This window comes from Acidobacteriota bacterium (assembly GCA_016208495.1).
Taxonomy (GTDB): domain Bacteria; phylum Acidobacteriota; class Blastocatellia; order Chloracidobacteriales; family Chloracidobacteriaceae; genus JACQXX01.
Genome location: JACQXX010000060.1, coordinates 1 through 25100, shown reverse-complemented (window position 1 = coordinate 25100; position 25100 = coordinate 1). Strand labels below are relative to the sequence as shown.

General features: G+C 48.4%; 16 protein-coding genes. 6 read left to right on the top strand and 10 right to left on the bottom strand.

Annotated elements, in window-relative coordinates; genetic code table 11:
• Window positions 1-259: 259 nt before the first annotated feature.
• The 4 genes from HY774_11005 to HY774_10990 all read left to right on the top strand — a co-directional run bounded on the left by HY774_11005 (window position 260) and on the right by HY774_10990 (window position 2315).
• Window positions 260-850, top strand: coding sequence for a dCTP deaminase (locus HY774_11005; GenBank protein ID MBI4749009.1), 591 nt, complete (start codon window positions 260-262; stop codon window positions 848-850).
• A 23-nt stretch (window positions 851-873) separates the two neighbouring features.
• Entirely contained in the window at window positions 874-1203 is a 330-nt protein-coding gene (locus HY774_11000; GenBank protein MBI4749008.1) for a nucleotidyltransferase domain-containing protein, read from the top strand.
• Window positions 1175-1561: a HEPN domain-containing protein gene (locus tag HY774_10995; protein ID MBI4749007.1), complete on the top strand. Its 387-nt coding sequence runs from the start codon at window positions 1175-1177 to the stop codon at window positions 1559-1561. The genes HY774_11000 and HY774_10995 overlap by 29 nt, the downstream gene beginning before the upstream one ends.
• Before the next feature lie 79 nt (window positions 1562-1640).
• Entirely contained in the window at window positions 1641-2315 is a 675-nt protein-coding gene (locus tag HY774_10990; protein ID MBI4749006.1) for a hypothetical protein, read from the top strand.
• A 194-nt stretch (window positions 2316-2509) separates the two neighbouring features.
• Here the strand turns inward: HY774_10990 and HY774_10985 are convergent, their stop codons facing one another.
• The 9 genes from HY774_10985 to queG form a co-directional block, all read right to left on the bottom strand.
• Window positions 2510-2740, bottom strand: coding sequence for a hypothetical protein (locus HY774_10985; protein MBI4749005.1), 231 nt, complete (start codon window positions 2738-2740; stop codon window positions 2510-2512).
• A gap of 126 nt (window positions 2741-2866) precedes the next feature.
• Window positions 2867-4255, bottom strand: a complete 1389-nt coding sequence (locus HY774_10980; protein MBI4749004.1) for a S8 family serine peptidase — start codon at window positions 4253-4255, stop codon at window positions 2867-2869.
• Between the two features lie 323 nt (window positions 4256-4578).
• Complete coding sequence (locus tag HY774_10975) at window positions 4579-5277, bottom strand: hypothetical protein (protein ID MBI4749003.1); 699 nt, start codon at window positions 5275-5277, stop codon at window positions 4579-4581.
• Between the two features lie 125 nt (window positions 5278-5402).
• Entirely contained in the window at window positions 5403-7736 is a 2334-nt protein-coding gene (locus HY774_10970; GenBank protein ID MBI4749002.1) for a response regulator, read from the bottom strand.
• Window positions 7737-7748: 12 nt separating this feature from the next.
• Entirely contained in the window at window positions 7749-13127 is a 5379-nt protein-coding gene (locus HY774_10965; protein MBI4749001.1) for a GAF domain-containing protein, read from the bottom strand.
• Window positions 13128-13399: 272 nt separating this feature from the next.
• A complete protein-coding gene (locus HY774_10960) occupies window positions 13400-14680 on the bottom strand; it encodes a hypothetical protein (GenBank protein ID MBI4749000.1) in 1281 nt (426 codons plus the stop codon).
• A gap of 175 nt (window positions 14681-14855) precedes the next feature.
• A complete protein-coding gene (locus HY774_10955) occupies window positions 14856-17183 on the bottom strand; it encodes a M20/M25/M40 family metallo-hydrolase (GenBank protein ID MBI4748999.1) in 2328 nt (775 codons plus the stop codon).
• Window positions 17184-17281: 98 nt separating this feature from the next.
• Window positions 17282-18550: a hybrid sensor histidine kinase/response regulator gene (locus HY774_10950; protein ID MBI4748998.1), complete on the bottom strand. Its 1269-nt coding sequence runs from the start codon at window positions 18548-18550 to the stop codon at window positions 17282-17284.
• A gap of 13 nt (window positions 18551-18563) precedes the next feature.
• On the bottom strand, window positions 18564-19547 hold the full coding sequence (gene queG / locus HY774_10945) for a tRNA epoxyqueuosine(34) reductase QueG (protein ID MBI4748997.1): 984 nt from the start codon (window positions 19545-19547) through the stop codon (window positions 18564-18566).
• Window positions 19548-19807: 260 nt separating this feature from the next.
• On the opposite strand from queG, the gene HY774_10940 reads away from it, so the two are divergent.
• Both HY774_10940 and HY774_10935 read left to right on the top strand, forming a co-directional pair.
• Window positions 19808-20194 carry a hypothetical protein gene (locus tag HY774_10940; protein ID MBI4748996.1) on the top strand — a complete coding sequence of 129 codons (387 nt, stop codon included), beginning with the start codon at window positions 19808-19810 and terminating at the stop codon, window positions 20192-20194.
• 579 nt (window positions 20195-20773) lie between these two features.
• Window positions 20774-23947, top strand: a complete 3174-nt coding sequence (locus HY774_10935) for an FHA domain-containing protein (protein ID MBI4748995.1) — start codon at window positions 20774-20776, stop codon at window positions 23945-23947.
• Between the two features lie 131 nt (window positions 23948-24078).
• Here HY774_10935 and pheA read toward each other — a convergent pair whose 3' ends face one another.
• Window positions 24079-24933, bottom strand: a complete 855-nt coding sequence (pheA, locus tag HY774_10930) for a prephenate dehydratase (protein MBI4748994.1) — start codon at window positions 24931-24933, stop codon at window positions 24079-24081.
• Window positions 24934-25100: the final 167 nt, after the last annotated feature.

The window sequence follows — 25100 nt, the reverse complement described above, 5'->3', positions numbered from 1 at the left end:
CCTAAAGTAGTCAGTAGTCAGTAGTTGATAAGTCAGTAGTCAGTAGTTCACTGAGTTTATTTGGTTGAATCCTTTGACTGTTTTCTAACACGAGGATTTCCTTGTAAATTGGTGTCAAATATCTTCAGTTATCACATTTTCACACGGAACGAATCTCGGTCATTGCCAAAAGATTTTGACTAAATTCTACTGACTACTGACTTATCAACTACTGACTACTGACTACAAACTAAATTCCAAAAAAACAGGTGAACATTTCGTGGCTATCAAATCAGATCGCTGGATTCTTCGGATGTGCGAAGAGAACCAACTTATTACCCCATTTGAATCAAAACTGATTCGCCAGGTTGAAGACCGCAAAGTGATTAGTTGCGGGTTGTCGAGTTACGGGTATGACTGCCGGCTGGCAAAAGATGAGTTTAAAGTGTTTTCCCCAATTCAGGGAACGGAAATTGACCCGAAGAACTTTGATTCGAGCAGTCTTTTGGATATTCCACTCCGCAAAGACACCGATGGTTCAAATTATTGGCTGTTGCCGCCGCATTCCTACGCATTGGGTGTGACGATTGAACGCTTTCATATGCCACGGAATGTTACTGCTCTTGCTCTTGGGAAATCGACGTATGCACGCTGCGGACTAATTGTAAATACAACACCACTGGAGGCTAACTGGCGTGGCCGTTTGGTAGTCGAACTCTATAATGCCGCCAACCTTCCGGTGCGGCTCTATGCCGAAGAAGGCTTTGTCCAGATTATTTTCTTTGAATCTGACGAAGAATGCTCCACGTCGTACCAGGACCGCTCCGGCAAGTACCAGGACCAGCAGGGGCTAACGCTGGCGAAAGTCTGAATGTAAGCAAAGGAGAAGCGGTAATGACTTCCACACGTGAAATTCAAAGTCTGTGTGACCAAATTGTTGAGCGGTTTCATCCTGAGAAAATCGTCTTATTTGGATCTCACGCCTATGGTCAGCCACGGTGGGATTCCGATGTGGATTTACTGGTGGTTATGCCTTTTGAAGGTCATCCGCTTCTCAAAGCAGCCGAGATTCTTACCCAGGTTAATCCGTCAATTGCTGTGGATTTATTGGTTCGGACACCCCAACAGATTCAGGCACGTCTCAGCATTGGAGATCGTTTTGTAGAGGAAATTGTCAGTCAAGGAAAGGTGCTTCATGAGGCTCACAACCACCGAATGGATTGACAAAGCAGAAGGCGATTGGGTGTCAGCACAACGTGAACTGAGAGCACGAAAAAGCCCAAATTTCGACGCTGCTTGTTTTCATGCCCAACAATGTGCTGAAAAATACCTGAAAGCCCGGCTTGAAGAAGCGGGTCTTTCAATTCAAAGAACTCATAACTTGTTGATACTTTTGAACGATGTGCTTTCGGTTGAACCAACCTGGGGTGGATTAAGCACTGATCTGGGGGTTTTGACAACGTATGCCGTCTCTTTTCGATACCCGGGAAGCTCAGCGAATAAAGCCGTGGCTCAAGATGCATTGAGGCGATGCCGGCAGATTCGTCAACTGATACGAGGGTCTTTTGGACTTCCAGTATAGCCCAGTTACTCATTTTGCAGGCAAACGGATAAAGTGCCGGAAATCGCTCCAGGTTGATCTGGAAAGTGAAGAAAAGAATATGGATATCACAATTGGAGAGATCATCAAAAATGGGGTTTTATTTGATATGAAGAACTGGGAAGGCAAGGCGTCCTCGGCCCATGCGTTGCCCGAGATTATCGAAGCGTTTTTCAATACCCTCGAAGCCAAAAAAATCTCATTTCTCCTTGTGGGTGGAGTGGCACTCCTGAGCTATTTTGAAGGCCGAAACACGCAAGATATTGATTTTATTATCAGCACAAAAGATTTGAATTCGCTTTCCGAAATTTCGATTGAAAATCGAACCGAGACCTTCGTCAATGGGCGGTTTCAAGGGCTCAAAGTTGACTTCCTTTTGACAAAGAACAGATTGTTCAATCTGATCAAAAAGAAATACGCCACAGTGCGATATTTTGGCGGGAAGGCAATTCCTTGCGCGACGGTTGAAGGGCTCTTGATTCTGAAGTTTTATGCATTGCCATCACTCTATCGTCAGGGACGGCTTGAAAAGGTCAGCATTTACGAAAGCGATATTGAGATTTTGCTCGGCAAGTATGGAGTTGAACTCGGCAAGGTTTTTGAAATTCTCAAAAAACATCTCAGCGAAAGTGATTTCAAAGAAATCCAGGACATTGGCAATGATATTCGACGCAAGATCGAACGGTTTCATTCCAGCAACCGAAGGTTTAAGACTGAAGGGGAGATTATTCAGTAAATCCTTGATGAGAAATCAGTAGGGAACAGAAGTGTTTGGACAAAGTTGTTGCAGGAAACAAAATAAGGATGACTTGGAAGTCAGCGCCACTCGCGTGCGAGCGGGTTTTTCAGCACTCTGGATTCCTGAATGACTACCAATCCTGGCTTCTTAACCTGAGCAATTAGTTTGCCGAACACTTCTGTTGAAGCGGTTTAGAATCGAGAGAACAATTCGATTTCCGCATTGGGGGCAACTGATACGATGCTCTCATCGTGGGAAGCTAACTCTGGTAAAGTAGGTGGCCCTTCAACTTCAAAAACCTGCTCTCCCGTGTCCATTTTGACTGGTGGCATCTCGTTATCTAAAGTTGCATCCCATTGGGCAAGTTTGTGTTGGATTTGAGTTTGGTCAATAGAGGGGACAGTTGAAACCAACCATTTCATATACATACCTCCAACGCTCAGGTAATTTACTCCCATAGCTTTAGCGATCTGGAAAATGACATGAGCTTAGTCCTTGTCATTGTGGTGACTCCAGACATAGGAGACTTTTACCTTATCCCCGAACCGCTACCGACGCAAGAGAGCATAGGCAGCGCCAGCATTGATGACTCCAAATCCGGTATCCGTGTCCCAACCAGGTACGCCAAGATTAATGGCACTTTGGATCAAAGCCTGTTTTAACTGTTCTGGCGGAATTGGTCCCAGCGCACTTCTTAAAAGCGCGGCAACACCTGTTGCCACCGGAGTTGCGGCGCTTGTGCCGTTGTCAAAGGGAGGATCGTTACCGCCGGGGCGACCTGGGCCAAAATTGCCAAACAGATGAGAATATGAGGCAATATCGGGTTTTTGCGCGGTGAAATATCCTGGACCTTGTGAGGAATATCCGATTCGCTCATGCCGGCTGTTAACAGCGGCGACAGTGATGACATTCTTTAAACTGCCTGGTCCAAGAATGGATTTTCCTGGGCCGATCTCGCCAGGAACACAGTTTCCACTTGGACATTGCTGGCCACAATTGCCAGCCGCAAAGAACACAGCCGCACCTGAAGCCACAACTTCACGCACTTTTCGATTAAATGGGTGATTGGCATCCCAATTGGGGTGGGCGGGAGAACTGGCTTGTGAAACCCAGCGAAAGCCCCAACTGTTGTTCAAGATATGAGGTGTGCCATCCAAACGGCGTTGATCCAGTGCTGCCTGAAACATGCGCAATGATGTTCCAGAGTAGGCAGATTGCATAAACGGGTAGTCATATAATTTGGCGGCAGGGGCGGCGACCAATACATCAGCCGCACACATCGAGCCGTGGCTGGTAATGGCCGCACTGCCTGGCCGAGGGCTACCTGAAGAACTAAAGCCGCCTACCACTGGGTATACCTGGCCGTTGACTCCTTCATCAACGATTCCAACGACAATATTTTGACCTCGAAACCCATCTCTCCACACTGCTCCAACTGAAAGCAACTGGCGGATGACCTGGATTGAAACTCCTGGGCGAAATGGGCGGCAGTCAGTTCCGCCATTTGATCGAGCCAGATCGAAGGGATGTTCTGTGTCATCACTTTCGAATCCAAGGCTACAGGAACAGCATTCATCCGGGAAAAGTGTTATCTCGGCATCTGGCCAAACTTGAACCCCAGCTTGAGCCTGTAGTTCCTGAAGCTTGGACCGTTCGACTTCACAGGATACGACCACTGATGCCGCTTCAGCATCAGGGCTTGTTTCCGGGCTGTCAAACGCTGAAAACCCAACGGTTTCCGCTTGAACCACAGTGTCGGCAAACATGGGGACCGGTGGAAACTCATCAGTGACCTCAAGTCCAAAGCCAGCCAAATTCGTTAATAAACCTTCACTTGCCCGGACTGAGTCAACCGGAGAATCAAACAAGCTAGCCCGAACCGCAAAGGCTTCAGGTTGAGAATGTGTAATTTCAACAAGCACACGTACTTTAGCCATACTGCATTACTCCTTGTATTGGTGATGGGTTGAAGGGTGGTTTGGACGTTCAGCGATCCAAACCCCAGGGAGAAATAGGGCGCTGACTTTATTTAACTCGTTCAGTTGATAAAATTACTAAATAGCTTTTTAAAGAAGGTTTGTATTAGATACCGTTGTATAAATTAGTGAGAAAATGAAGACGGAAAATAGATTGAATGACCACAGGTATTTTTCTCTTCAGGTGTTTATGGTGTGGGTTATTTGCGCCTTAGAAACACACATTCCCTCTGTCTGACCAGGAATGGCAGATCAATCTGAGGTAATAACTCGATGGTGTACCTTTAGATAGCAGCGACAGGGCCGCTTGGCCGGGTTGTTCCAGAGAATCGAGACCGAAGAAATGTATGATTGTATCCGACGATACTTTGAACTGCCGGAGAGTGCCATTTCACTTCGTCGAGCGCGTAAGCGCTGCCATTCAAGCACAGGAGGGAAACCTGAATGGAATTCCTTACAATCAACTGCCCGAGTTGAGGTGCGTAGGCAATTGGAAAAACAGAAATGACCACCTGATTCATGCCATCAATAGTATAGACTTTGCCGCAAGCCGCCACTGTCTCAGGGAAGAACGCTCCAGACTCGTAAATCACAGGATCCGGAGCTGCTGGAATAGATTCACGTTCGAGTTGAAATGGCGGCTCCGGAGGAATCCGGTACGTGCCTGGAACACTGGTTTGCTGACGCACCTCGACTCGGAGTCCATCTTGAGACACACGGCTTTTGCGAGGGATGGCAATTGAAAACACATCCATCGGCAGCTTGGGAGCGCCCGGTGTTGCCATTACTCGCACGCCTGGAATATGGATCGTTTGGTCGGAAGTTGTGTGATTCGAATGGATCCAAAACCCTTTCACCTGGTAATTGAGTCGAATCCAAACACGTGAAGTGTCGGTCAGGTCGGGTTGATATGAAAGTTCACGCAACGGAGCTTGATTGATTTCCCCCCCTGGCACGACTGCAAGCCAAGAACGGTTTGACATCATGTCACCTTCAACTTTTAATATCGGGGTTGCCATACTACTCCTTTCACGACAGCAAGGCAAGACGGTTTCGAACGAGCAGTTTCACCTGTAAACGATTGATTCTAAAAATTATGATTATCCAACTAGCGTTGCAGTGGCCAGGCTGGGTCGCCGATTAATAAGTACATCGCCACACTGTCACGGACATGAGGTTGAACCTCCATCTCAGTCGTTTTCAAGAATTCAATTAAAGCAGAGCGGAAAGCACTTCCGATGGTTGAAACAGAAGGTTTAATCAATTGACAAACCAACTCTTCATGGAACACATCGTTGGCCAACGAAAAGCTCTTAGAAGTCGAGCCAAGATACCAGGGAGAAAGCTGATTCTTGACCCAGGTATAGCCAAACGGCTCTTGATGAGTGTTGCAATAGCCCAAATTGCACCGGCTGTTTCCCGTGACTTGGGTTGCTGGATGAAGGCGAAGCGCGTTGGTACAACAGGCGATTCCCATTACTCCCTGAACTGCATAGTTTTTTTCTGATAAATGACGTGTTTGGAAAAAAGTTGGCTTGAGGCTTGGGTTGATTTGCCATTCAATGCACGAACCATGACCCCGATAGGTAACAAACCGGGTGGGATTCCGTAGCGCAAGTTCAACCATACGGTTGGGGTCAACCATACTATCTAAATACAGAAAATCAGCATTATTTCCAACCAGCGGCCTGATTCGGTCTTCGATATGCCGTTGAAATTTATTTGGCTTAACGTGATCCAGGCCAACAAAAAATCTCCATTGATTGGAAAGTTGTGTGCAAAACTTTCCTGCAACATAGTTGACACACAAGTCTCTCAGTTTTTGAGGGTCATTGAACGGCAACCGTCCCAGGGCAAAGCGAGGGCCTGGATCATCAGTGATCTCGGGGAAATAGGTATACTGCGAATCGGATAAGATCGGAATTCCTTGAATTTCTTGACGAGTTTTTTTGTCGAGCGTGCCGTCACCAAGACAATGATACTCCACAAAGTGAAAATGAGGGATAACTTCATGATTGCCGACCAGCAGAACATAATCCGGTCGGTCATTGGGTTTGGTCGTTTCACCTGATTGTTCCTGTAAAAAGTCCCGAATCGCCTTTCTTTTTTCCTCAGCGGAGAGGTCACTTGAGAACGAGAGTCTTCCTTCCCCAAGAATGAACGGCACGACGTTAAAAGTTTTCCCGCGCTCATCAAGAAGTGGTTGAATGGCTTCAATGCCTTTTTGAGTCCCAAAAATCCAATAATTTGGTTTTGTTGGTAAGGCAGGCAAATCTGGTATTTTAAGTGTGTCTGTTGTTTCATCAAATTCGGAATTGATAGCCATTGAGGTTAGTCGAGATGACGATTTAGCTGTATATCCTCGCAAAGCATTTGCCCAATTTAAAACAATGGTTTGTAGCGGTGAGTTTATCTTGGGCTGGAACTTTTGGTCAGCACTACCTGGTTGTGACTTCCCATTGATTTCAAGCTCTACTGAAGAAAGAATCTCAAGATTTCCAACCCGAGGGTTGTGCCTCACTGGGATAATAGAAACAGATGCGCAGGGTACTCCATCAAAAAAGATGCTCTCCTTTTGGATCCTTACATTTGCCTCCGGTAAAAATTGATTCTTGAGATAAACCCCAAGGTTCATTTGATAAGTTGGCTCCTGGCCCTCAATGTATGGTGCAGGAAGAGGCAAAATGCGAAATTTACCTTCACAGGGATGCCAAATTTCAGTTCCAGCGACAACGTGAGCTGTAAGATCCGTAGTCGGAGACGGCAGTGCAATATATTGAATTGCCTCAAAGAGTGCGGGAGAACCAACTGAGGTTGTTTGGCGCGTTCCCTCTGCCTCGATTTTGTAAAAAGTACCTTCCTGAGTGCTGAATTTTGCTGATTGCCAACTGCACATTTCAAAAAACAGCCGTATCGCAATTTTTTCCTGAGAGGAAGAGTCAGATGAAATATCTGTTGTGGGTTCAAGAACTGTCCACCGGATGTTTTGGCTTTCCTTTAATCTTTCTAAGACCTGGTGCTTCTGATTTATCTGATGATCAGCAATTTTTAAGTCAAGTAAACTATTGATAGCTGATTGAATATATTGAAGTAATGAGTCAATCCCATCATCTTTCTTCGCATAAAAATCAACTCTTGGAGTTCTAGTTTTTAGAACCTGATCATCTATTCTTCCATGAGCGGTTCGAACACCAATCCGGCAATCCATCCCAGAGTTGACAATTTGTTCGATAAGTTGGGTTCCTTCGTCAGGACCTGTCTTCATATGAAGATCAACCACAACCAGAGCAATATTCTGGTGATGTTCTTGTAAAATGTCCCAGGCTTCTTTTTGGCCATCAGCTTCCAAAACACGAACTTTCAACTTGGTTTCAAGCCTTCTTCTGAGCGGTCTGCGGTGATCAGGCAGATCATCAACAATTAGAATGGTGATGTCACTCATAATGTTTTCTCCTCAGTTTTGATTGAGTGTAGAAAAAGGTTGGACTGGTAAGGTAACCATGAAAACTGTGCCTCCCAATTCGTTTTTGGCTGCTTCAATACTTCCTCGATGTGCTTCGATAATGAACTTGCAAATAGCCAGCCCTAGTCCTAGCCCCCGACTACCTTTGGTTGTAAAAAAAGGTTCGAACAGGTCTTCCGAGGGAGAGAAGCCGGGACCTCGATCAAAAACTGAAATGACACAATGAGTAGAATTCTGATTTTTACCCAATTCAACCCAAACGTCCCCATCTTTTAGCTCTTTGCTAATGGATTGAATAGCTTCCACTGCATTTACGAGTAAGCTTATAATAGCTCGGCGAAGCAAATTAGCTCGGCAAGAAAGAATGATGGACGTTTCAGTTTTTGTTTTTACCTGTAAAGGATTCGGGTCTTCTATTTTTAGACGATCTTTTGTTTCTTTGATGGCGCTCTTGATCAAATCTTCCAAATCAACGGTTTCAGTAAATTCATCGGTTGTATCTCGATGTGAATGCACAAACCATTGAAAATCATTGACGATGTGGGTCATTGATGATGCATGTCGTTCAGTAAGATCAAGAATTTCAAGAATTTCTTGTTGAGAGACGGATTCCCCTTCTCGAAACCGCTCGACCAGATCTTCTACATTGTCTTTGATGGCAATGCTATGACCCTTTACCTCATGGGCAATTCCACCGAACGTCAATGAGAGAATTTGATTATGTCGAGCTTTTTCCTTAATGATTTCTTCCTTCATTGCAGCTTTAATAAGCTGCTCCGTCATGGCTGCTTTTTCGATGGCAAAAGCAGCTACATCTGCCAAGATGATCAAAATTGATAAATGTTCGAGTTTGAAGTAATGAGCTTGGTTACTTTCAACATTGATCACTCCAACCACGGTATCGGCATGAAAGATAGGGATAGTCAGTTCAGATCTGGTTTCCGGGTGAGATTCCCGATAATCAGGATCATCTGAGACATCTGGCACGATTTGTATTTTTTTCTCTTTCACTGCACGACCGGTAACTCCAATTTTGGGGTCTCGCAAATCAATCACTGCATTCCGTCGCGCAGGTTCACTCAATTCAGATTCGGGAAAGAACGCTTTGAGGATGGTCTTTTCGCCTTCAACGAGCCGGATGTCCGCATAAATAATCCCCTGCTCAATATTGGTGAGTTCACAGGCTTGGTTGACGATTTCCTCAAATGTCCGATTCAACAATGAGCCCCTGGTTGGTTCTGTGGTGCCGTACAAGGCTTGCAGGATTTTGGCTTCTTGCTCAATCTCATAAAACAGTTGTGCATTGCTGATGGCAATGGCCGCCAGATTGGCCAGCCATGTAATATTTTCAACCTCCTGGTCAGTAAATTGATGTCGAGTGCGATAGTTGACAAATAAAATGCCGACGATGCGATGATTTACTTCCAGACGGATACCAACACACGATAGAATTTTTTCTTCCTGGGCAAAGCGCTGATAAAACAAGGGATCCTGTTCAACATCCGGTACGGGGTAGATGGCTGGTAATTCGTGAAGCATCCGGGAAAGCGTTGATTCTGGTGTCACTTCAGAAGGACGAGCGCATTTGTCTGGATTCCGCACACCGATAAATTTTGGGGTATGGCTGATACGCCCGGTTCGTGAACCAACAGCGTCTTCTTTATAAGGATACAGGGTAACGGCATCGCATCGGAGTGTATCCTGAATACCCGCTGCAATGGCTTCCAGGGTGGAGTCAATATTTTGGGTCATGGCGGTTGCAATGCGTTGAGCCAGTTGTTTGATTTTTTCCAATTCTTCAATCAATCTGGCTTTCTTCAATGCCAGCGCTGCCTGACTGGCAAAAGAGCGTGCAATTTGTTGAGCTTCCTCGGAAAAGCTTTGAACTGAGTCAGAGTTAATATAAAGCACACCAAAAATCTCTTCACCCACCTTGAGAGCAACTCCCTGGAAGCTGACAGCCTGGACCTCCTTCAACAACTGCTGAATATCTGGACTCAGCGAAGGATATTGATGCTCGTCAACCACTGAAATCCCAACCCAGCCTCTTTGGAGGATCGTCGCTGTCATACCCTCTGGGCGCGGAGGGAATTTTTGTAATTTGTTCCAGAGTTCATCTGAAATTCCAGCCACTACGGAGGTTTGCGGGTCAAAGGCTTGTTGTTCTGAATTATATGACCAGAGTACCGCCGAACTGGCTTCAAATATGCCTTCTACGCCTTCAATGATTTGTTGTCGGGTTTCCGCCAGATTTTGAACTTTCGCCAGGGCTTCTGACACCTGTCTCAAGGCTTCCTGCCTGCGGCTCCGTCGCTTAAACTGATATATCAACGCGGCAAGATTCATGTAGTGTTGCAGTGCCGTCACTTCATATTCTGGGAAAGAGCGTGGGTAATCATACAGAATCCACACCACCCCAATTCTGCGCTCTGGGAGGGAAAAAGGAAGACACAAGGCAGCTTTGGAGGTTGACCCAAGCAGGTTCAGATTTAATCGGCCTGGCGGCTCTTTTTCAATCTCCGGAATAATTTGTGGAACACCTGCTTCAAAGACCTGGATTGAGATACCTTCTGGGCGTATCAGTTCATCGAAAGAATCATCATCGCGATCTTCTCCAACCGTGACCAACAAATGCGCGGCCTTCGTGGCTTGATCAATCAAAAACAAATCCACGCGAGACGCCCGTTCGGCAAATAAAATCCGCTCCACAACATCTCCGAGCACATCAACCGGGTCCTGAGCGGTGTTGACTTCAATCGCGGCAACCAAAGAGTCCTGGAATTGCTGCCTCGCTTCTTCGGTTTCCTGAAAGAGCAAGGTTCGATGAATCGCCAGGGCTGCCGTATCAGCCAGGGTCAAAAGAAGTTCCCGGGTAACTTCGGTAATTGGGTCGGCAATGAACTCGTTATCCGCATAAATCAGCCCAAGGATTTTTCCCTGAGCTTTGAGCGGTACGATGATGGCTTCCACCGAGGGATTCAAATGTTGGATAAAAGTCTTTGGAAGGTGAACAAGCTCTTCTTTTTGAACCAGATGGGCATACGGGATCTTTTCTGAGATAAGTTGTGAAAAACAGTCATCAGAACTGAGGTCAATCGGCAATTGTAGGCCATCAATGATTTCAAAGACCGAAGTTTGGGCAAATTCAGTAGGTAATTGATCCAGGTAAGCCCGAAATGCGTCTGGTGGATGAGAAAGGTTGTCCCAAACCTCCCGATTTTCTTCGCGAGTTAATTGCCCAATCCCCATTTTTCCAACTAAATGGTTTCCGTCTTTTAAAAACAATGCTGCACGATTGAAACCAAGCCCATACCCGGCAGTGATCACGGTTAAAATGGCGTGTAAAATCTGATCAAGCTGCTGTGAGGTAAGGATAAAGGTACTGAGGTTTAAGAAGAGCGTTGAATAACTGAGCATACGCTGCTCATTGCTCAGTAATTTGGAAGTGTCCATTTCAATTGCTGCCCGAGCTGCAAAGCGCTCTAGTATTTCCTGCTCAATAGGATCGAAATCGCGTTTCCGCATTTGATCGCCGAGAAACAAGATTTCCTCGACTTCCCCAGCCCTCATCAGCGGAATAGCCATTGCAGATTGGAAATCAAAGGATTGAAATATAGCTTCGCGTTCTGGCCACTCAGCATAGTTTGAAGTGGAAGCTGTTTTTCTCAGCCGGGCCACTTCTCCAACCAATCCTTCCTGGTGTGACAACCGGGTTTGCAGCACGTGTGTGCCAAGCTGGTACTCCGCGACAAGCTCAAGCTCTCTGGAATGGAGGTGGTTGACAAACAGTGCGCCGGCACTGCATCCCAGGAGTTCAGCGGCAAGGCGAACGGTTTCTTTTTGAAGCCGAGGTAATTCCTTAATGGCCTGAATCGAAAAAAGTTTCTGATTCAATGCATCAAGCATCTGTCGGTGACGTTCAGCATTCGCCCGCAGTCGAGTACTTTCCTTCGCTTGCTGAGTGGCTTCTTCATAAAGCCGGGCATTTTCAATTGCAATCGCGACTTGTTTGGCAAACACCGTACACAGGTCAATTTCATGATCGGTAAATGTGCGCTTTCGGTTGGTGGAATCAAGACTTAAAGAACCAAACACGCGGCCTCGAATCACCACTGGAACAACCAACAATGACTGAACTCCGAGACTCAGAAGTAGATTCCGAACGCTTCTAAGTTCTTTAGCTTGTGTCACATCCGGCACATTGATTACTTTACCTTGCTGAAACAGATCTTCTTCCAACTGAATTCCGGCAATTCGAATTTCTTTGCCAATTGCGTTTTGACCAGGATACTCCGCCATCACTCTGGCTGTGGTACCGTCTGGAGCACGAACCACAAAGCCGCTATGGTCAACACCCAGAAGTTGAACCGCTGATTGGCAAGTGGCGGTCAACGTTTTTTCCATTTCAAGGCTTGAAATAACGGTGGTGGAAACCTGCAAAAACCGGCTGAGGTTCTCAACCCGAGTTTTGACATCGGTAACCAGGCAGATCGTTTGGAACGCCGCCGCCGCCAGTTCGGCAAAGCCCTGGACATATTCCAACGCTTTCTTCTGGATTGGGCGGCGGCTCAACTTATTGTCAACAGAGATTTTGCCAATCTTATTGCCCTGATAAACCATGAGCACGCATCCCCACTCGGAGAGGTTTCCATCATCAGGTTCAAAAACAATTGGGTATCCATCTGCCCGCTTGAAGATTTGCGGCTGGTTATTTTTGTACAGTATGTTGATACAGAGATCGTCATCAATTCGACGATATAAGTGCAAAAACTGATCGTCCATGCCGATGTGTTTTTGTCCGATCAGATACTGCTTGTCATCTGAAAACGTGTAGAGTCGAACCCGATCAAACCCAATGCTTTGAATTGCTTGCAAGATACTCTCAAGAACCTCGTCTGGCTGATGTCCACTCAGAATCCGTGTGGCCCGGTCCAGTAAGGTATTTAAAATCCGCTTTTCTTGAGCATCCTGTTTGAATTGATGAAGTTTGATTGCTTGGTGAGCATAATGAATCAGATCTTCGAAGTCATGGGGAGGTGAGAGAACAGCAAAAGCACCTGACTGCAAGAATTGGGTTTTGAGCGACCCCTGACCATCACCAAGCCAAATCACTTCGGATTGCGCTGACAACTCCCTGGTTTTGAGAACCAGATTCTCTTCATTGAATTCCAGGTCCTGATGACTGAAAGAGGCTTGATCAAGGATGATTACTTCAGCAAGTTGATCTCCGTGACATAATACTGCCCATCCTGCGGAGTTGGGGATGAGTGACTCAAACTGAATTGCAGTATGCTCAGGCCAGGTGCGCTGCAATTCAGTTGGGAGTGTTGGATTGCTGGTCACCAAAAGAATTCGTGAGCCTACAGACATGGGCCACCTCTTACCTGAGGAAGATCTGAATAAGGTCTTTTGCCAGCTATAGCTTTTCAGATAAATATTTCCGTGGTGTTTTCGGGGTCATAGTTCAGAAACCATTGAAAGATTTGGATTTCTTTTTCGTGTATTTCGTGTGTTTCGTGGTTTCTTATTCTGAAAATCTATAGCAGATTTCTGAGATTTTGATTCCTACCTTATAGAAGCGGAAACCAATAAAAAATGAGGCCAACAAACTGGCTAAATCTCCAACCATTCTCAGTTTTATTTTAGCGATTGAATGAATACTCGGTGACCCAGTGGAAGCCTCGATTCTTGAGCAAAAATTGTGGCTCCGGGATGCGGTGCAACCGGGCGCGGAGATGATAGTTGTCCAGATCGCCTTCTACCAAAAGGATTTCTGATTCCGGGCGGTCAAAGGTCAGCACGGCTTCCCAGTCCGGATTGTCCCGGTTGCCGAGCGTGAGCGTTTTCTTCTCCAGGTTGAGGTCCAACAAAAAGCGTCGGCGCGAATCATTCACCAACTGGATAGCCATCCATTCCGGATAATCAAACACGACGCGCCGCCAGCGTTCGCCATCGGTCAAAAGCGGCGGACGAACCTGCCCATCAACTTCAAATTCTTCAACAAACCAGATACCGTGAAATGGTGATCTTGCGGCAGGACTGGTTTCTGCCTGGAGTTCAGTGTGTAAGTCATACAGCGACCAGCCAGTAAAGAGCAGCATAAACCCGATGCCAAAAAGCTGTGCCGCTACATTGAGCCGTTTCTGGGTAAACAACGGGCGATGCTCGATTGGTTCAACCGGGCGATTGAAGAGCAACAAATCCGCCAGCCGCCGCACGTCGGGAAACACCAGAAATATTGACATCATTGCTAAATGTAAGGAATACAGCTTTACCGGGACGTCATAACAAAGGTTGAGCATGACAACGTTGGTAAGCACTCCGAAACACACCAGCGAACCCAGCAAAGTCGTGCGCGGCGTGATGAGCAACAATCCGCCCGCAATTTCCGCAGCACCAGCGAACATGTTGTAGCCCTTCGACGCGCCCATAAATGTCCAGAGCAACCCCATCGGCGAGGCGTCTCCAAACGGTTGCAACAATCGGTCAAGTGTTGGGGCGGGGAACTGACCTCCGGGAATGATTTTGACGACGCCATAAGTAATCATCGCCAGCGCGAGCGAGTACCGCACATACACCCGCAGCCACTGATGGAGTTTTTGATAATCAACTGGTTTTCGTTCAAGAACTGTCCAACTCAAGGCTGCTCCGGCTGAAATTACAATCAGGCACAACACCAGAACATAATCATAGGTTGTGTCTCCGCTGCCTCGAGTAAAGACGGTGATGTCATTCTGTAAATGCAAGATGTGCTTGCCAACCCAGGGCACAATAATGCGCAGGGTGTTTTCATAGTGTTTGCCAAGGGGTTCGATGAACGGAAGATCAGCTAATAAAAATCGCAAATTATAGGAAATGAAATAGATAAAGACGAATCTAAATGCGATTCGCCCAGGGAAATGCGATTCGGAAGGTGTGTTCATGAATCTGTAGTTTCTGCTGCTAATTCGAAATTTGGAATTGGCTGGGGAAGGTTGGATTGACACGTCCCGCTACGCAGCGCAGAAACCCGCTAGATGTTTCAAAAGATGAAATCAAGAGAAGGGAGACAGGGAGACACACTGACTTATTCGAGAACCCAGAACCCAAAACCCAGCCCTAAAGCATCACTGTCTTCACTACAAAGGTCGAATCGGTCAGGCTTCGAATGCTGGGCATCATTTCTTCGGTACGGTAGATGAACATAAACCCAGGAAGTGGTGGCAGCCGGAAGGATTGGTCCACAATCGCCAGTTTGATGGGATTGTTTCCAACAGTTTCGAGATCAATCACGATACCCTCAGCGGGTGGGGCCACATAGTCAAAGTTATACTTCAGGCCAGATTTAGTCTGAAACTTGGGGAGTTTTTGGAAAGATTTGCCATTGACGGCCAGGGATCGAAGTTCGGTTTCTTCGAAATACAACAACAACCGCTCGGCCAGTCGCGGAGATCGCACCCGGATCTGCACTTTTCGCGAGTCGGCTGTGCGTTCGTCGGAAACAATTTCAACCGTTGCTGGTTCGACTGGCGCCACGGTTGCCGGATTGACCTGAAATTCACTTGAACTCATCCGGAAAAAATCCGGGAGCGTGCGACGGGTTGGATTGTCTTTAAGGAACTGGCGTTCCCAATCGTCCACCGGGCTCAGGTCTGAACCCCAGAAAGCCTGGCTGGTGTCAGCATTCAAGGCATAAAAAATCATATTTGGCTGGCGGTGATCGTGGTCAATTTTGGTTTTTAAACCACCCGTAATCAGGCACAACATTCCCACTCCCAGTGCCAGCCAGGGAAGCCGGTTCGGGACTGTCAGATGTAAAACCCCAATTTGCGGGAGCAATACCCCAAGCAACAGCCCAACCACAATCATGGCAATCCAGGCCAGTTTGAGCGTCAACGCTACTACCAGACACAAAATGAGCGGCGGCATAAAGTACAGCGCCGGAAGCATTCCCAGGCTCAACACCACCCCAGGTTGCCAGGTGGTCCAATCGTCCCACTTTCGCAAAAAGATAATTCCCAGGCTCAAGGCACTGGTCAGGGTTGGGAGCAGGAACAGAAACGCCCCGCCTGGAAAAAATCGGGTTGTGATAATCGCCAGCACAGTCCAGATGAGCAGCGACCCATAAGCCAGATTGGGCCACGAGACCTTTCGGCTGGCGGTCATCCAGAGAAATGAAATGATTGCGACCGTAATGGCTGTAAATCCAAGGAGATACCAGTGCTGCTGATAGGCATCCTCAAAATAGGAAAATGTCTGATAGTGAGCCGAAAGAGCATAGATCAAACTCCACAGTCCCCACACTACCAGTGCTGGAGGGATCAACACTGTCACCATTGCCAGGATTCCAAGGAACATCCCTGACAGGGAAAGCTGCTGGTTGCGCACCCCAATCACACCGACGGCCAGTATCAGGAAGATCAAGCCACCTAACCAGATGAGATTCCAGATTTGCGAATACCAGATCAGTTTTCCAAAGGGAAGTTCGAAATAAACCACATTTGCCTGTCGTGGAGGATTACTCAGGTCAAGCGTTCCAAAATGCCGGGTGAGGTTCAGCATATACCCGCCGTGGTGTTGCAGGCTCCGCTGTTCAATGTACGCCGGGTGATCGAGCGCCGAATGGTAAAACAGAATTCCTTGCGAAAAAGCAAAATTGCAGCCGATCATGCCTCCTTGCTTAAACATCGTCATATCGCTGTCATTTGGCAGGAGGCGATACACTTCATAAAACAAAGAGTTTCCAATGGTATAGGTCCCAGCTTTGGCTACTTCCGCCATGAGCCAACCGTTTTGCTCGCTGGTCTCAAACAGCAACGAACACCCACGATTTCCGCGTGCTTCGAAGTTAAACACTACGCCGACGTCTTTAGCCCAGGGGTGCTCCTTCACAAACGCTGATGCCCCGAGCAGGCCAAGTTCTTCAGAGTCAGTGAAAAGCACAATGACATCGTTGCGAAGCGGGCCGTTGCTTTTTAAGGCACGAATGGCTTCAAGGATACCCGCCACGCCGGCGCCGTCATCGCTGGCCCCGGGTCCCGTTGGAACTGAATCATAATGCGCCGCCAGCATGACGGCTTTGGTTGGGTTGGTGCCAGGGAGTCGGGCAATGATGTTGTGAACCGTGCCGGCTGTCTCCCAGGCGTCAACCAGGGCTGTTGTTTCCTGGACTTCGGTTTGAAGCCCAAGGTTTTGCAACTGGGCAACCAGATATTCACGGACTTTCTGGTGTTCGATAGATCCCGATGGATGCGGACGCTGGGCAATGGTCCAGAGATGTGTCATGGCCCGTTCGGCTGAAAATTCAGTCGGCGGTGCCGTTGTCGGAATAACGGCTGGCGGAGTGGTGATGTGGAAAATACTGAGCGTGGCAATAGCCAGTGGGAGGAAAAAGGCCAGAATCCAGGTCAGAAAATACGTGCGGTTCGAAGGGTGGTCAGACGACATGATGAAATCGGTGACAACGGACAGGTGACAGGTGACAGGTGACAGGTGACAGGGTGATTTTGTTTTGGCTCTTTGATTGGCTACTCGCTTTTCATTCGCTAGTCACTCAATGCGGAAAGCACTGGAAGCAAAACTGTGAACCGGCTGCCGATCCCAAGCTGGCTTTCAACACACAGTTGGCCTTTGTGAGCAGTGACAATCCGTTTGACGATGGCTAATCCGAGTCCAACACCCAGACGTCCTTTGCGTTTGGTGGCCTGGCGGTAAGGTTCGAAGACGTAGGGAACTTCTTCCGCTGGAATCCCTTCGCCGGTATCGTTGATGTGAACCGCAATCAGGTTCGGACTTGATGATGAAGAATCAGACTGGTTAATCTGCCGGGCCTCAATGGTAATTTTTCCATTGGTTGGAGTGAATTTAACCGCATTGGAAAGCAGGTTTGAAAACACGCGCTCCAATTTGACTCGATCCCCGAGGGTCAGCGGCAGGTTTTCCTGAATATCGGCTTCAACGGTGATGTGGTTTTGGAGTGCAGTGACGCTGGTGGTGATCACACAGTCATTGAGAATGCCTTCAACGCTAACTGGTTCAATATCCAGGCTCAGGTTCTGGGATTCGATGCGCGAAAACTCAAGGATTTCCTGGATCAGGTCGAGAATTTTGTCTACGTTGCGTTCGGAAGCCACCATGACATCCGTCAAGCCCTGGTCGGCAATTGCCTGGTTGATGATTTCGTCAAACTGGAGCAGGTCCAGCATGGTTTTGACAACGGTGAGTGGCGATTTCAAGTCATGAACCAGCATGGCCGTAAAGTCGGCCTTGGCCTGCTCGACATCTTTGAGTTTCTGATTGGCTTCGAGCAACTGGGCGCGCTGGCGTTCAAGCTGATTATTGGTTTCGCGCAGTTCTTTCTGGAGGTGAGAAATCCGCAACTGATTTTCAATCCGGGCCAGAACTTCCTCGATTTGAAAGGGTTTGGTCACATAGTCAACCCCACCGACTTCAAACGCTTTGACTTTATCGAGGGCATCATCCAAAGCACTGATAAAAATGACTGGAATATCGCGCAACAATTCATCTGATTTAAGTTGCTCACAGACCTCATATCCATTCATCTCCGGCATGGTGATATCCAACATGATGAGATCCGGAACTGAAGTGCGGACCGCCACAATCCCACGCCGGCCACTGGTCGCAATCCGAACCTGATAGCCACGCTCACGCAGGAGATGGGCCAGCAAGTTGAGATTGATTGGGTTGTCATCAATGACAAAGATATCGCCTTGGGGCATTGCCACGTCCTTGGTCTGAAGTGGTTGATGTTTCAGCGCTCGGGCCTGGGAAACAGATTGATTTCCTCCCGTCATGGGCCAAACCTCCTTACTTTTCAGTTTCAGGTACACAACCAGGAACCGGCTGGGGGGCATCCGGTTTCGTTTCGCTCAATCGTGACTGTACGTGGGCGATATTGCGCTGCAGCCCCCGGTACTTCGCACGTTTGATTGGCGATCCGGTAAACTTGCGGGCAAAGTCCTCTGGCGTCAGGTGCTGCCATAGGGCCAGGTCAGGTGCCTGAAAATCTTCGTGCGGGGAAAAGCGGGATTCAGAGGTTGGTCGGGAGAATCGCGACCACGGGCACACATCTTGACAGATATCACACCCAAAAATCCAGCCTTCGGTAGGTAGATTCAAGGAATCTTCTTTCGATTCAATCGTGGCAAATGAAATGCACTTCCGGGCGTCCACCACATACGGTTGGACAATGGCCTCAGTTGGGCAGGCATCGAGGCAGGCGGTACAGCTTCCACAGTGGTCCGGAATCGGTTTGGACGTGCTTTCCAGAGGCAGGTTCACCATCAATTCGCCAAGAAAAACCCAGGATCCGTGATCCATGGTGATCAGGTTGCTGTGTTTGCCAATCCATCCCAAACCAGCCCGAACGGCCCAGACTTTATCCATGGCTGGTTGGGCATCTACGCAGATTTTTCCACGAACTTCAGGATTTTCTTGCTCCATCCAGGCCAGCAACTGCTGCAGTTTGTCAGTGAGTACGTCGTGGTAATCGTCCCCCCAGGCATAGCGCGAGACTTTTCCAATTTGAGGATCTTCCGAACGCTGGTGTGGTTGAAAATAATTGAGTGCGACCACAATCACCGATTTGACTTCGGGAAAGAACAGCCGTGGGTCACTGCGTCGGTCAACCGTGCGCTCCATCCAGCCCATCGTGGCGTGATATCCGAGTTGTAGCCATTCGCGCAGGCGTGCGCTTTCTTCAGTAAGTTCAACTGCCTCCGCGATGCTGACTTTGGTAAATCCCAGTTCAAGCGCTTTGGTTTTGACTTTTTCGGTGAAGTGATCGGCCATATTTGTTCATCGGGCTGAAGCATCTTGAGCCTGGGGCTGAAGACATTGGGAGTAGGAAATATTTGGAATTTTTCAAGTTTGAAGTGATTGTCATTCATCCTTCTTTTTTGGTCATTCACACCCAAACTGCAGTCACTAAAGTCGTTTTGATAGGTTCATCCCCCAGACACTGATAGGGTGCTGCGCAGTACGGAAATCACTCAAGAATGTGGTTTCCAGATTATATGCAGCTATCACAACTTATTTTAGGAGAATTGTTTATGAAAAAAGTAAAATTCGTCAGTGTGCTCGTGATGTGCTTGTTTTTAACGACCGGAGCCACTTTGGCTCAGAAATCCAAAACCCGGACCAGTAAGAACGGATCAACCACAACCGCAACTGCTGGGAACGGAACCGCTTCGCGTGACTCGCAGGTCAACGGGGCATATGGCAATGTCCAAACCAGCAAATCAGCCAGTAATGGAAGTGCTTCAAAAACGCGAACCGCCACCGGCGTACGCGGAACCGCGAGCAAGGATACTGACTACGATAAAAACGGCGATGGAACAGTGACCAAGACCAGCACTGGTTCAGCCACAAGCAATAAAACCGGACAGACCAAATCCGGAACCAAATCAACCACTTACAGCAAGCCAGCCAATCAGTAGAGCGAATAGCGAAAGAGCAAGCAGAGCCAAATAGCGAAGTAGCAAGCAGAGCGAATAGTGAATAGCGAAATAGCGAAGTAGAAAATCCACTGAACAGAGTTTCGTTGTTGACAGCGATGTAGCCAATCACAAGGCTCGCTCTTTCGCTCTTTCGCTCTTTCGCTCTTTCGCTATCTTGCTATTGGAGTGAGTTTGACTTGTTCTTTATTTCATCGAAATTCCAGGCAGACCAAAGAATGACAAGGTGACAATCTGTCCTTCAGTCACCCTGTCACCTTGTCCCCTTGTCCCCCTGTCCCCTTGTTCCCCTGTCCCCTTGTCATTTTGCCGCTTAGCCAGAAGCGCCCCCTTGTTCCTTCTTCCAGCCCTATAGTACATTCCAGCCTGCATTCAACCTCACGGTTCCTCATCTCTTTCCCAAAAATTTGACCCCTGGTTGTGATTGGATCCATAGTTGTCCGGCCTGATTCCGGACCAGTATGGGTCTGTGCAAGTCCTGTGGCATGCTTTGGCAGATTCCCATCTGCGGTGCCCTGGATCAAAGCTGATCTGGTGTCTGCGCTTTGAGGCGGCAATTCCATGAAACTTGTCATTACCTACTTACAAGGGGCTTTGGCCAACACCCGAACTGAAATTGGCGACCCTTTAATTTATATTGGTCGTGATCCCAGCCAATGCCGGCTTGCATTCGGAGAAAATGATGCGGGTGTTTCGCGGCGGCATGCTGAGATTCGACTCCATAACGATTTGCTGGTTTTGACTGACCTCCAAAGTACCTACGGGACATTTGTCAACAATTATCGAATTGACCGACCTGTACTGCTGACACCTGGGTGTATCGTGCAGTTTGGACAAGGTGGCCCGGTGATCCGGATTGATAGTTTTGATCCGCACGGGCAAGTCGAAGTCTCACCACTACCTCTGGCATCTCCTGCCGCCGGGGTAAGTTCAAGTCCAAATGCCATTCCGGCGGTTTCGCCACCAGTTCAGCCCATGACACGGCCACCTTCGGGAATGCCTGGTCCGGTTTCACAAGGGGGTGGTGGACAGCCGCCGGCCTCGGTGCGTTTCACGCCTCCGGCTGAACCACAACCTCCACTTTCGTCAACCCCTTCACTCCCTCCTTCGTCTCCGTCCCTTTCATCACCGCCATCCAGTGGCGGAAATGGTCCGGTTACGGTCAGTGTGTACCTGGAGTTGCTCAATGGGAATCGAACGGAGCAATTCAAGCTTGCCAGTAGCGGCACGATGCTGCTTGGGCGGGAAGAAACCAACCAGATTCGGTTGGATCCAGCCGTGTTTCCCACCGTGTCCCGCCGCCATGCTGAAATTCAAGCCAGGAACGGCGAATATCTGCTGTGTGATTTGGGGTCATTTAACGGCACATTGCTGGATGGGCAACGGATTGCTTCGCCCACCCCCCTGCGCCATGGAAATCGAATCCAGCTTGGGTTTGGCGGACCAGAACTTCGATTTGTTAATCCGGCCCAGGCGGCTGCGATGGTGATTGCCAGTGCCCACGAAGAAGGCGCGGGTACCGTGATTGTCCGCGGCCAGAAACCCCCTACTGGAGCCACACCAGGTGAACGCCGCCAATTCGTTGTCCGCAAAGAATTTACCAAAGATGTACTCACCCTTGGGCGCAGCTCTGACACTGATTTACAGCTCGATGTCCTGCAGATTTCCAAGCACCACGCCAAATTTGTTCGTCAGGGTGGAACGGTGACGGTGGAAGACACCGGCAGCACCAATGGCGTGTATGTGAACGGCCAGCGAGTAAGCCGATGTCAGGTGCGCCCAAACGACCTGGTTCAGATTGGGCCCTATATGTTGCAGGTGGATCCATCCGGAATCGTGGTCTTTGACTCGCGTAGCCAATCCCGGATTGATGTGATTGACCTCACCAAGGAAGTGAAAAACCGCGATGGCTCAGGGATGATTAAGTTGTTGGATCGGATACGGTTATCAATTCCAGCCAATGAGTTCGTCGGGCTGATTGGTCCATCCGGTGCCGGGAAATCAACCCTGATGGATGCCCTCAACGGAATGCGTCCAGCCGATCAGGGGACAGTTCTGGTCAATAACCTCAACCTGTATGAAAACATCAATAGCTTTAAGCAATCAATTGGCTATGTTCCACAAGATGACATCATTCATCGGGAACTGACGGTCTACCGGACGCTGTTCTACGTGGCCAAGATGCGCCTGTCGTCTGACACATCCAATGCTGAAATTGACAACATCATCAACGAAGTGCTCGATGTGACGGGGTTAACATCACGGCGAAATGTGCCGATTTCCCAGCTTTCCGGTGGCCAGCGCAAACGGGTTTCAATTGCAGTGGAATTGATCACCAAGCCGTCAATTATCTATCTGGATGAACCAACATCAGGGCTGGATCCAGGGACGGAAGAGAAAATTATGCAACTCTTCCGGCAAATCTCCGAGGCCGGGCATTCAGTTGTGTTGACCACCCACGCGATGGAGAACGTCAAGCTGTTTGACAAGCTCGTGGTGATGATGCGCGGTCGGCTGGTGTGGTATGGACCACCGCAGGAATGCCTCGAATATTTTGGCATTCACAGTATTAAAAACCTGTTTGACACCCTGGGTGATCCAAACAGCGACCAGGTTGCGATTGGCTGGCAGCGAAAATTTGAGCAATCCACCGCGTATCAAAAATACATCATTCAGCCGTTGAGTGGGTTGCAGCGTTTGCCTGCCCAACCACCACCCCGAAAAGCCACCAATGACAACACATTATGGCAGAGTCTCCGCCAGATGTTTGTGCTGGCGCGGCGCTATTTTGAGGTCATGTGGGCTGATAAATTCAACTTGTTGATTTTGCTCGGTCAAGCCCCGGTGATTGCGTTGTTGATGGGCCTGGCGGTTGGAAATGATTGGACCCGTGATTTCCCCTATTTTATTCTGGCATTGTCGTCCCTCTGGTTTGGATGCTCGAATGCCGCTCGCGAAATCGTCAAGGAAAACAATGTCTATAAACGTGAGCGAATGGTAAACTTAGGGATTCTGCCCTATATCTTTTCCAAGCTGATTATCCTGGTTTTGATAGGCATGTTGCAGTGTGCCTTGCTCTATGGCGTTGGCGCGGTGGTCGAAGCCGTTCCAGGAAACCCGGTGCTGATTTATCTCTGCATGTTGTTTACAACGATGACCGGAATTGGGATTGGATTGCTGATTTCGGCTGGTGTTCGAACTTCGGAAGTTGCCACAAGTTTAGTGCCGCTGGTTTTGATTCCCCAGATTCTCTTCGGGGGACTTGTGTTACCAAACAAAGGTCCATCTGAGGCAATTGGGTTTGCCATGCCGGCGATGTGGTCATATGACCTGCTCAAACACATCAGCGATCTGGATGTCATGCGGGGAATCAATGACGAATATGACGAAGACGGAGAAATCGGGCGGGTAAAAGCCGCCAATGATCGGGCAATCAAGAAATTTGAAGATGATTTGGAAGAGTACCGAGAGGAAGAACAACAAAAACTCACCGACTATAAGCGCCGGGCTGATAATGCCATGTATGGCGGCGGTGGAAATCCAGGTCCGATGCCATCCCTTGGGGATCCCCCCAAAGCCCCCAAAATCGAATACCCACCTGATGACAAACGTGAATATGTCGGATTTCGAACCACCTATGGCAGCATTCCGCTCAACTTTGCCATTTTAGGCATCTTTTTTGTTGTACTGCTGATCCTGACCGGTCTGGTTTTAAAGAGTAAGGATGTGCTTTGAGGTCAGGGGGCAGGGCTCTCTTTCAAGGGATGAGGGATGAAGGATGAGGGATGAAAAAAATCACCTTGTCACCTTGTCACTTTGTCACTTTGTCACCTTGTCATCCTGTCATCCTGTCAGATGTCACTTTGTCAAAACTCCATTGTTCCCACACAGGGATAGCTGCCCAGAATTTTGAAAAAGGGTGCGATTTCAGTCAGGTGATCAAGGGCGCGAGCACTCACCTTGGGGTCCTCAGGTTCGATAAAATCCACATAAAACATATAGTTAAATGCCTGTTCACGAAAGGGACGAGATTCAATTTTGGTGAGATTGATTTCGCGAAAGGCAAATACACACAGGGCCTGGAATAAACTCCCCGTCTTATGAGCGAGGGTAAAGGCCAGTGTGGTTTTTCGACTGGTCGAAATCAGGTCTGATGATTGTGGAACCGGCAGTGAAGACAGGTTTGCTTCAGCTTGAATAAAGCCAAACCGGGTGATGTTATTGGTGGTACTGGCAATATTGCGAGCCAGGACCTGGAGCTGGTAATGACTGGCGGCCTGTTCGCTGGCGATGGCCAACCGGGTTGGATCGCCCGCCTCCCGAACCATTTTGGCACTTCCTGCCGTGTCATAAGCCGGAACAATCTCCCACTCCGGATGTGATGCCAGAAAGACATCGCACTGGGCAAGTGCTTGTGGATGCGAAAGAACCTGCCGGGTCTGCTCAAAAGCGGCTTGAGGAAGTCCCATCAAACAATGGTTAATTGGGACATAGGTTTCCGCCACAATTCGCACCGGATATTTTAAGAGCAAATCATAATTTTCGTGGATTGTCCCGCCAAGGCTGTTTTCAAGCGGAATTGCCCCAAGTGCGACCTGTCCGGTGGTAACAGCTTCGAAGACATCAACAAACCGGCGGCGACCTTCGGGACGGCCAAGTCGTCCAGCGGCAATTTCGCTATAGGCACCGGGTTCGCCTTGAAAGGCAATAAGAGGAGTCATGGAATGAAGAATGTGGTTAGTGGTTAGTAGTTAGAGCGTGTCGCAGAACTCAATCTGTAAAAATCCAACCGGGTTTATTGAGAAGTTGGTGGGGTTGGAAGAGAAGTTGACCATCGATCTTTGACAAATAGACTGAGGAGAACTCAAGCGAGGGCAGTCGCGGATGA

Bases quoted from the DNA above. Each gene is read 5' to 3' on its own strand.
- HY774_11000 (MBI4749008.1), top strand. From the start codon at position 874: ATGACTTCCACACGTGAAATTCAAAGTCTGTGTGACCAAATTGTTGAG.
- HY774_10995 (MBI4749007.1), top strand. From the start codon at position 1,175: ATGAGGCTCACAACCACCGAATGGATTGACAAAGCAGAAGGCGATTGG.
- HY774_10990 (MBI4749006.1), top strand. From the start codon at position 1,641: ATGGATATCACAATTGGAGAGATCATCAAAAATGGGGTTTTATTTGAT.
- HY774_10985 (MBI4749005.1), bottom strand. From the start codon at position 2,740: ATGAAATGGTTGGTTTCAACTGTCCCCTCTATTGACCAAACTCAAATC.
- HY774_10980 (MBI4749004.1), bottom strand. From the start codon at position 4,255: ATGGCTAAAGTACGTGTGCTTGTTGAAATTACACATTCTCAACCTGAA.
- HY774_10975 (MBI4749003.1), bottom strand. From the start codon at position 5,277: ATGTCAAACCGTTCTTGGCTTGCAGTCGTGCCAGGGGGGGAAATCAAT.
- HY774_10970 (MBI4749002.1), bottom strand. From the start codon at position 7,736: ATGAGTGACATCACCATTCTAATTGTTGATGATCTGCCTGATCACCGC.
- HY774_10965 (MBI4749001.1), bottom strand. From the start codon at position 13,127: ATGTCTGTAGGCTCACGAATTCTTTTGGTGACCAGCAATCCAACACTC.
- HY774_10960 (MBI4749000.1), bottom strand. From the start codon at position 14,680: ATGAACACACCTTCCGAATCGCATTTCCCTGGGCGAATCGCATTTAGA.
- HY774_10955 (MBI4748999.1), bottom strand. From the start codon at position 17,183: ATGTCGTCTGACCACCCTTCGAACCGCACGTATTTTCTGACCTGGATT.
- HY774_10950 (MBI4748998.1), bottom strand. From the start codon at position 18,550: ATGACGGGAGGAAATCAATCTGTTTCCCAGGCCCGAGCGCTGAAACAT.
- queG (MBI4748997.1), bottom strand. From the start codon at position 19,547: ATGGCCGATCACTTCACCGAAAAAGTCAAAACCAAAGCGCTTGAACTG.
- HY774_10940 (MBI4748996.1), top strand. From the start codon at position 19,808: ATGAAAAAAGTAAAATTCGTCAGTGTGCTCGTGATGTGCTTGTTTTTA.
- HY774_10935 (MBI4748995.1), top strand. From the start codon at position 20,774: ATGAAACTTGTCATTACCTACTTACAAGGGGCTTTGGCCAACACCCGA.
- pheA (MBI4748994.1), bottom strand. From the start codon at position 24,933: ATGACTCCTCTTATTGCCTTTCAAGGCGAACCCGGTGCCTATAGCGAA.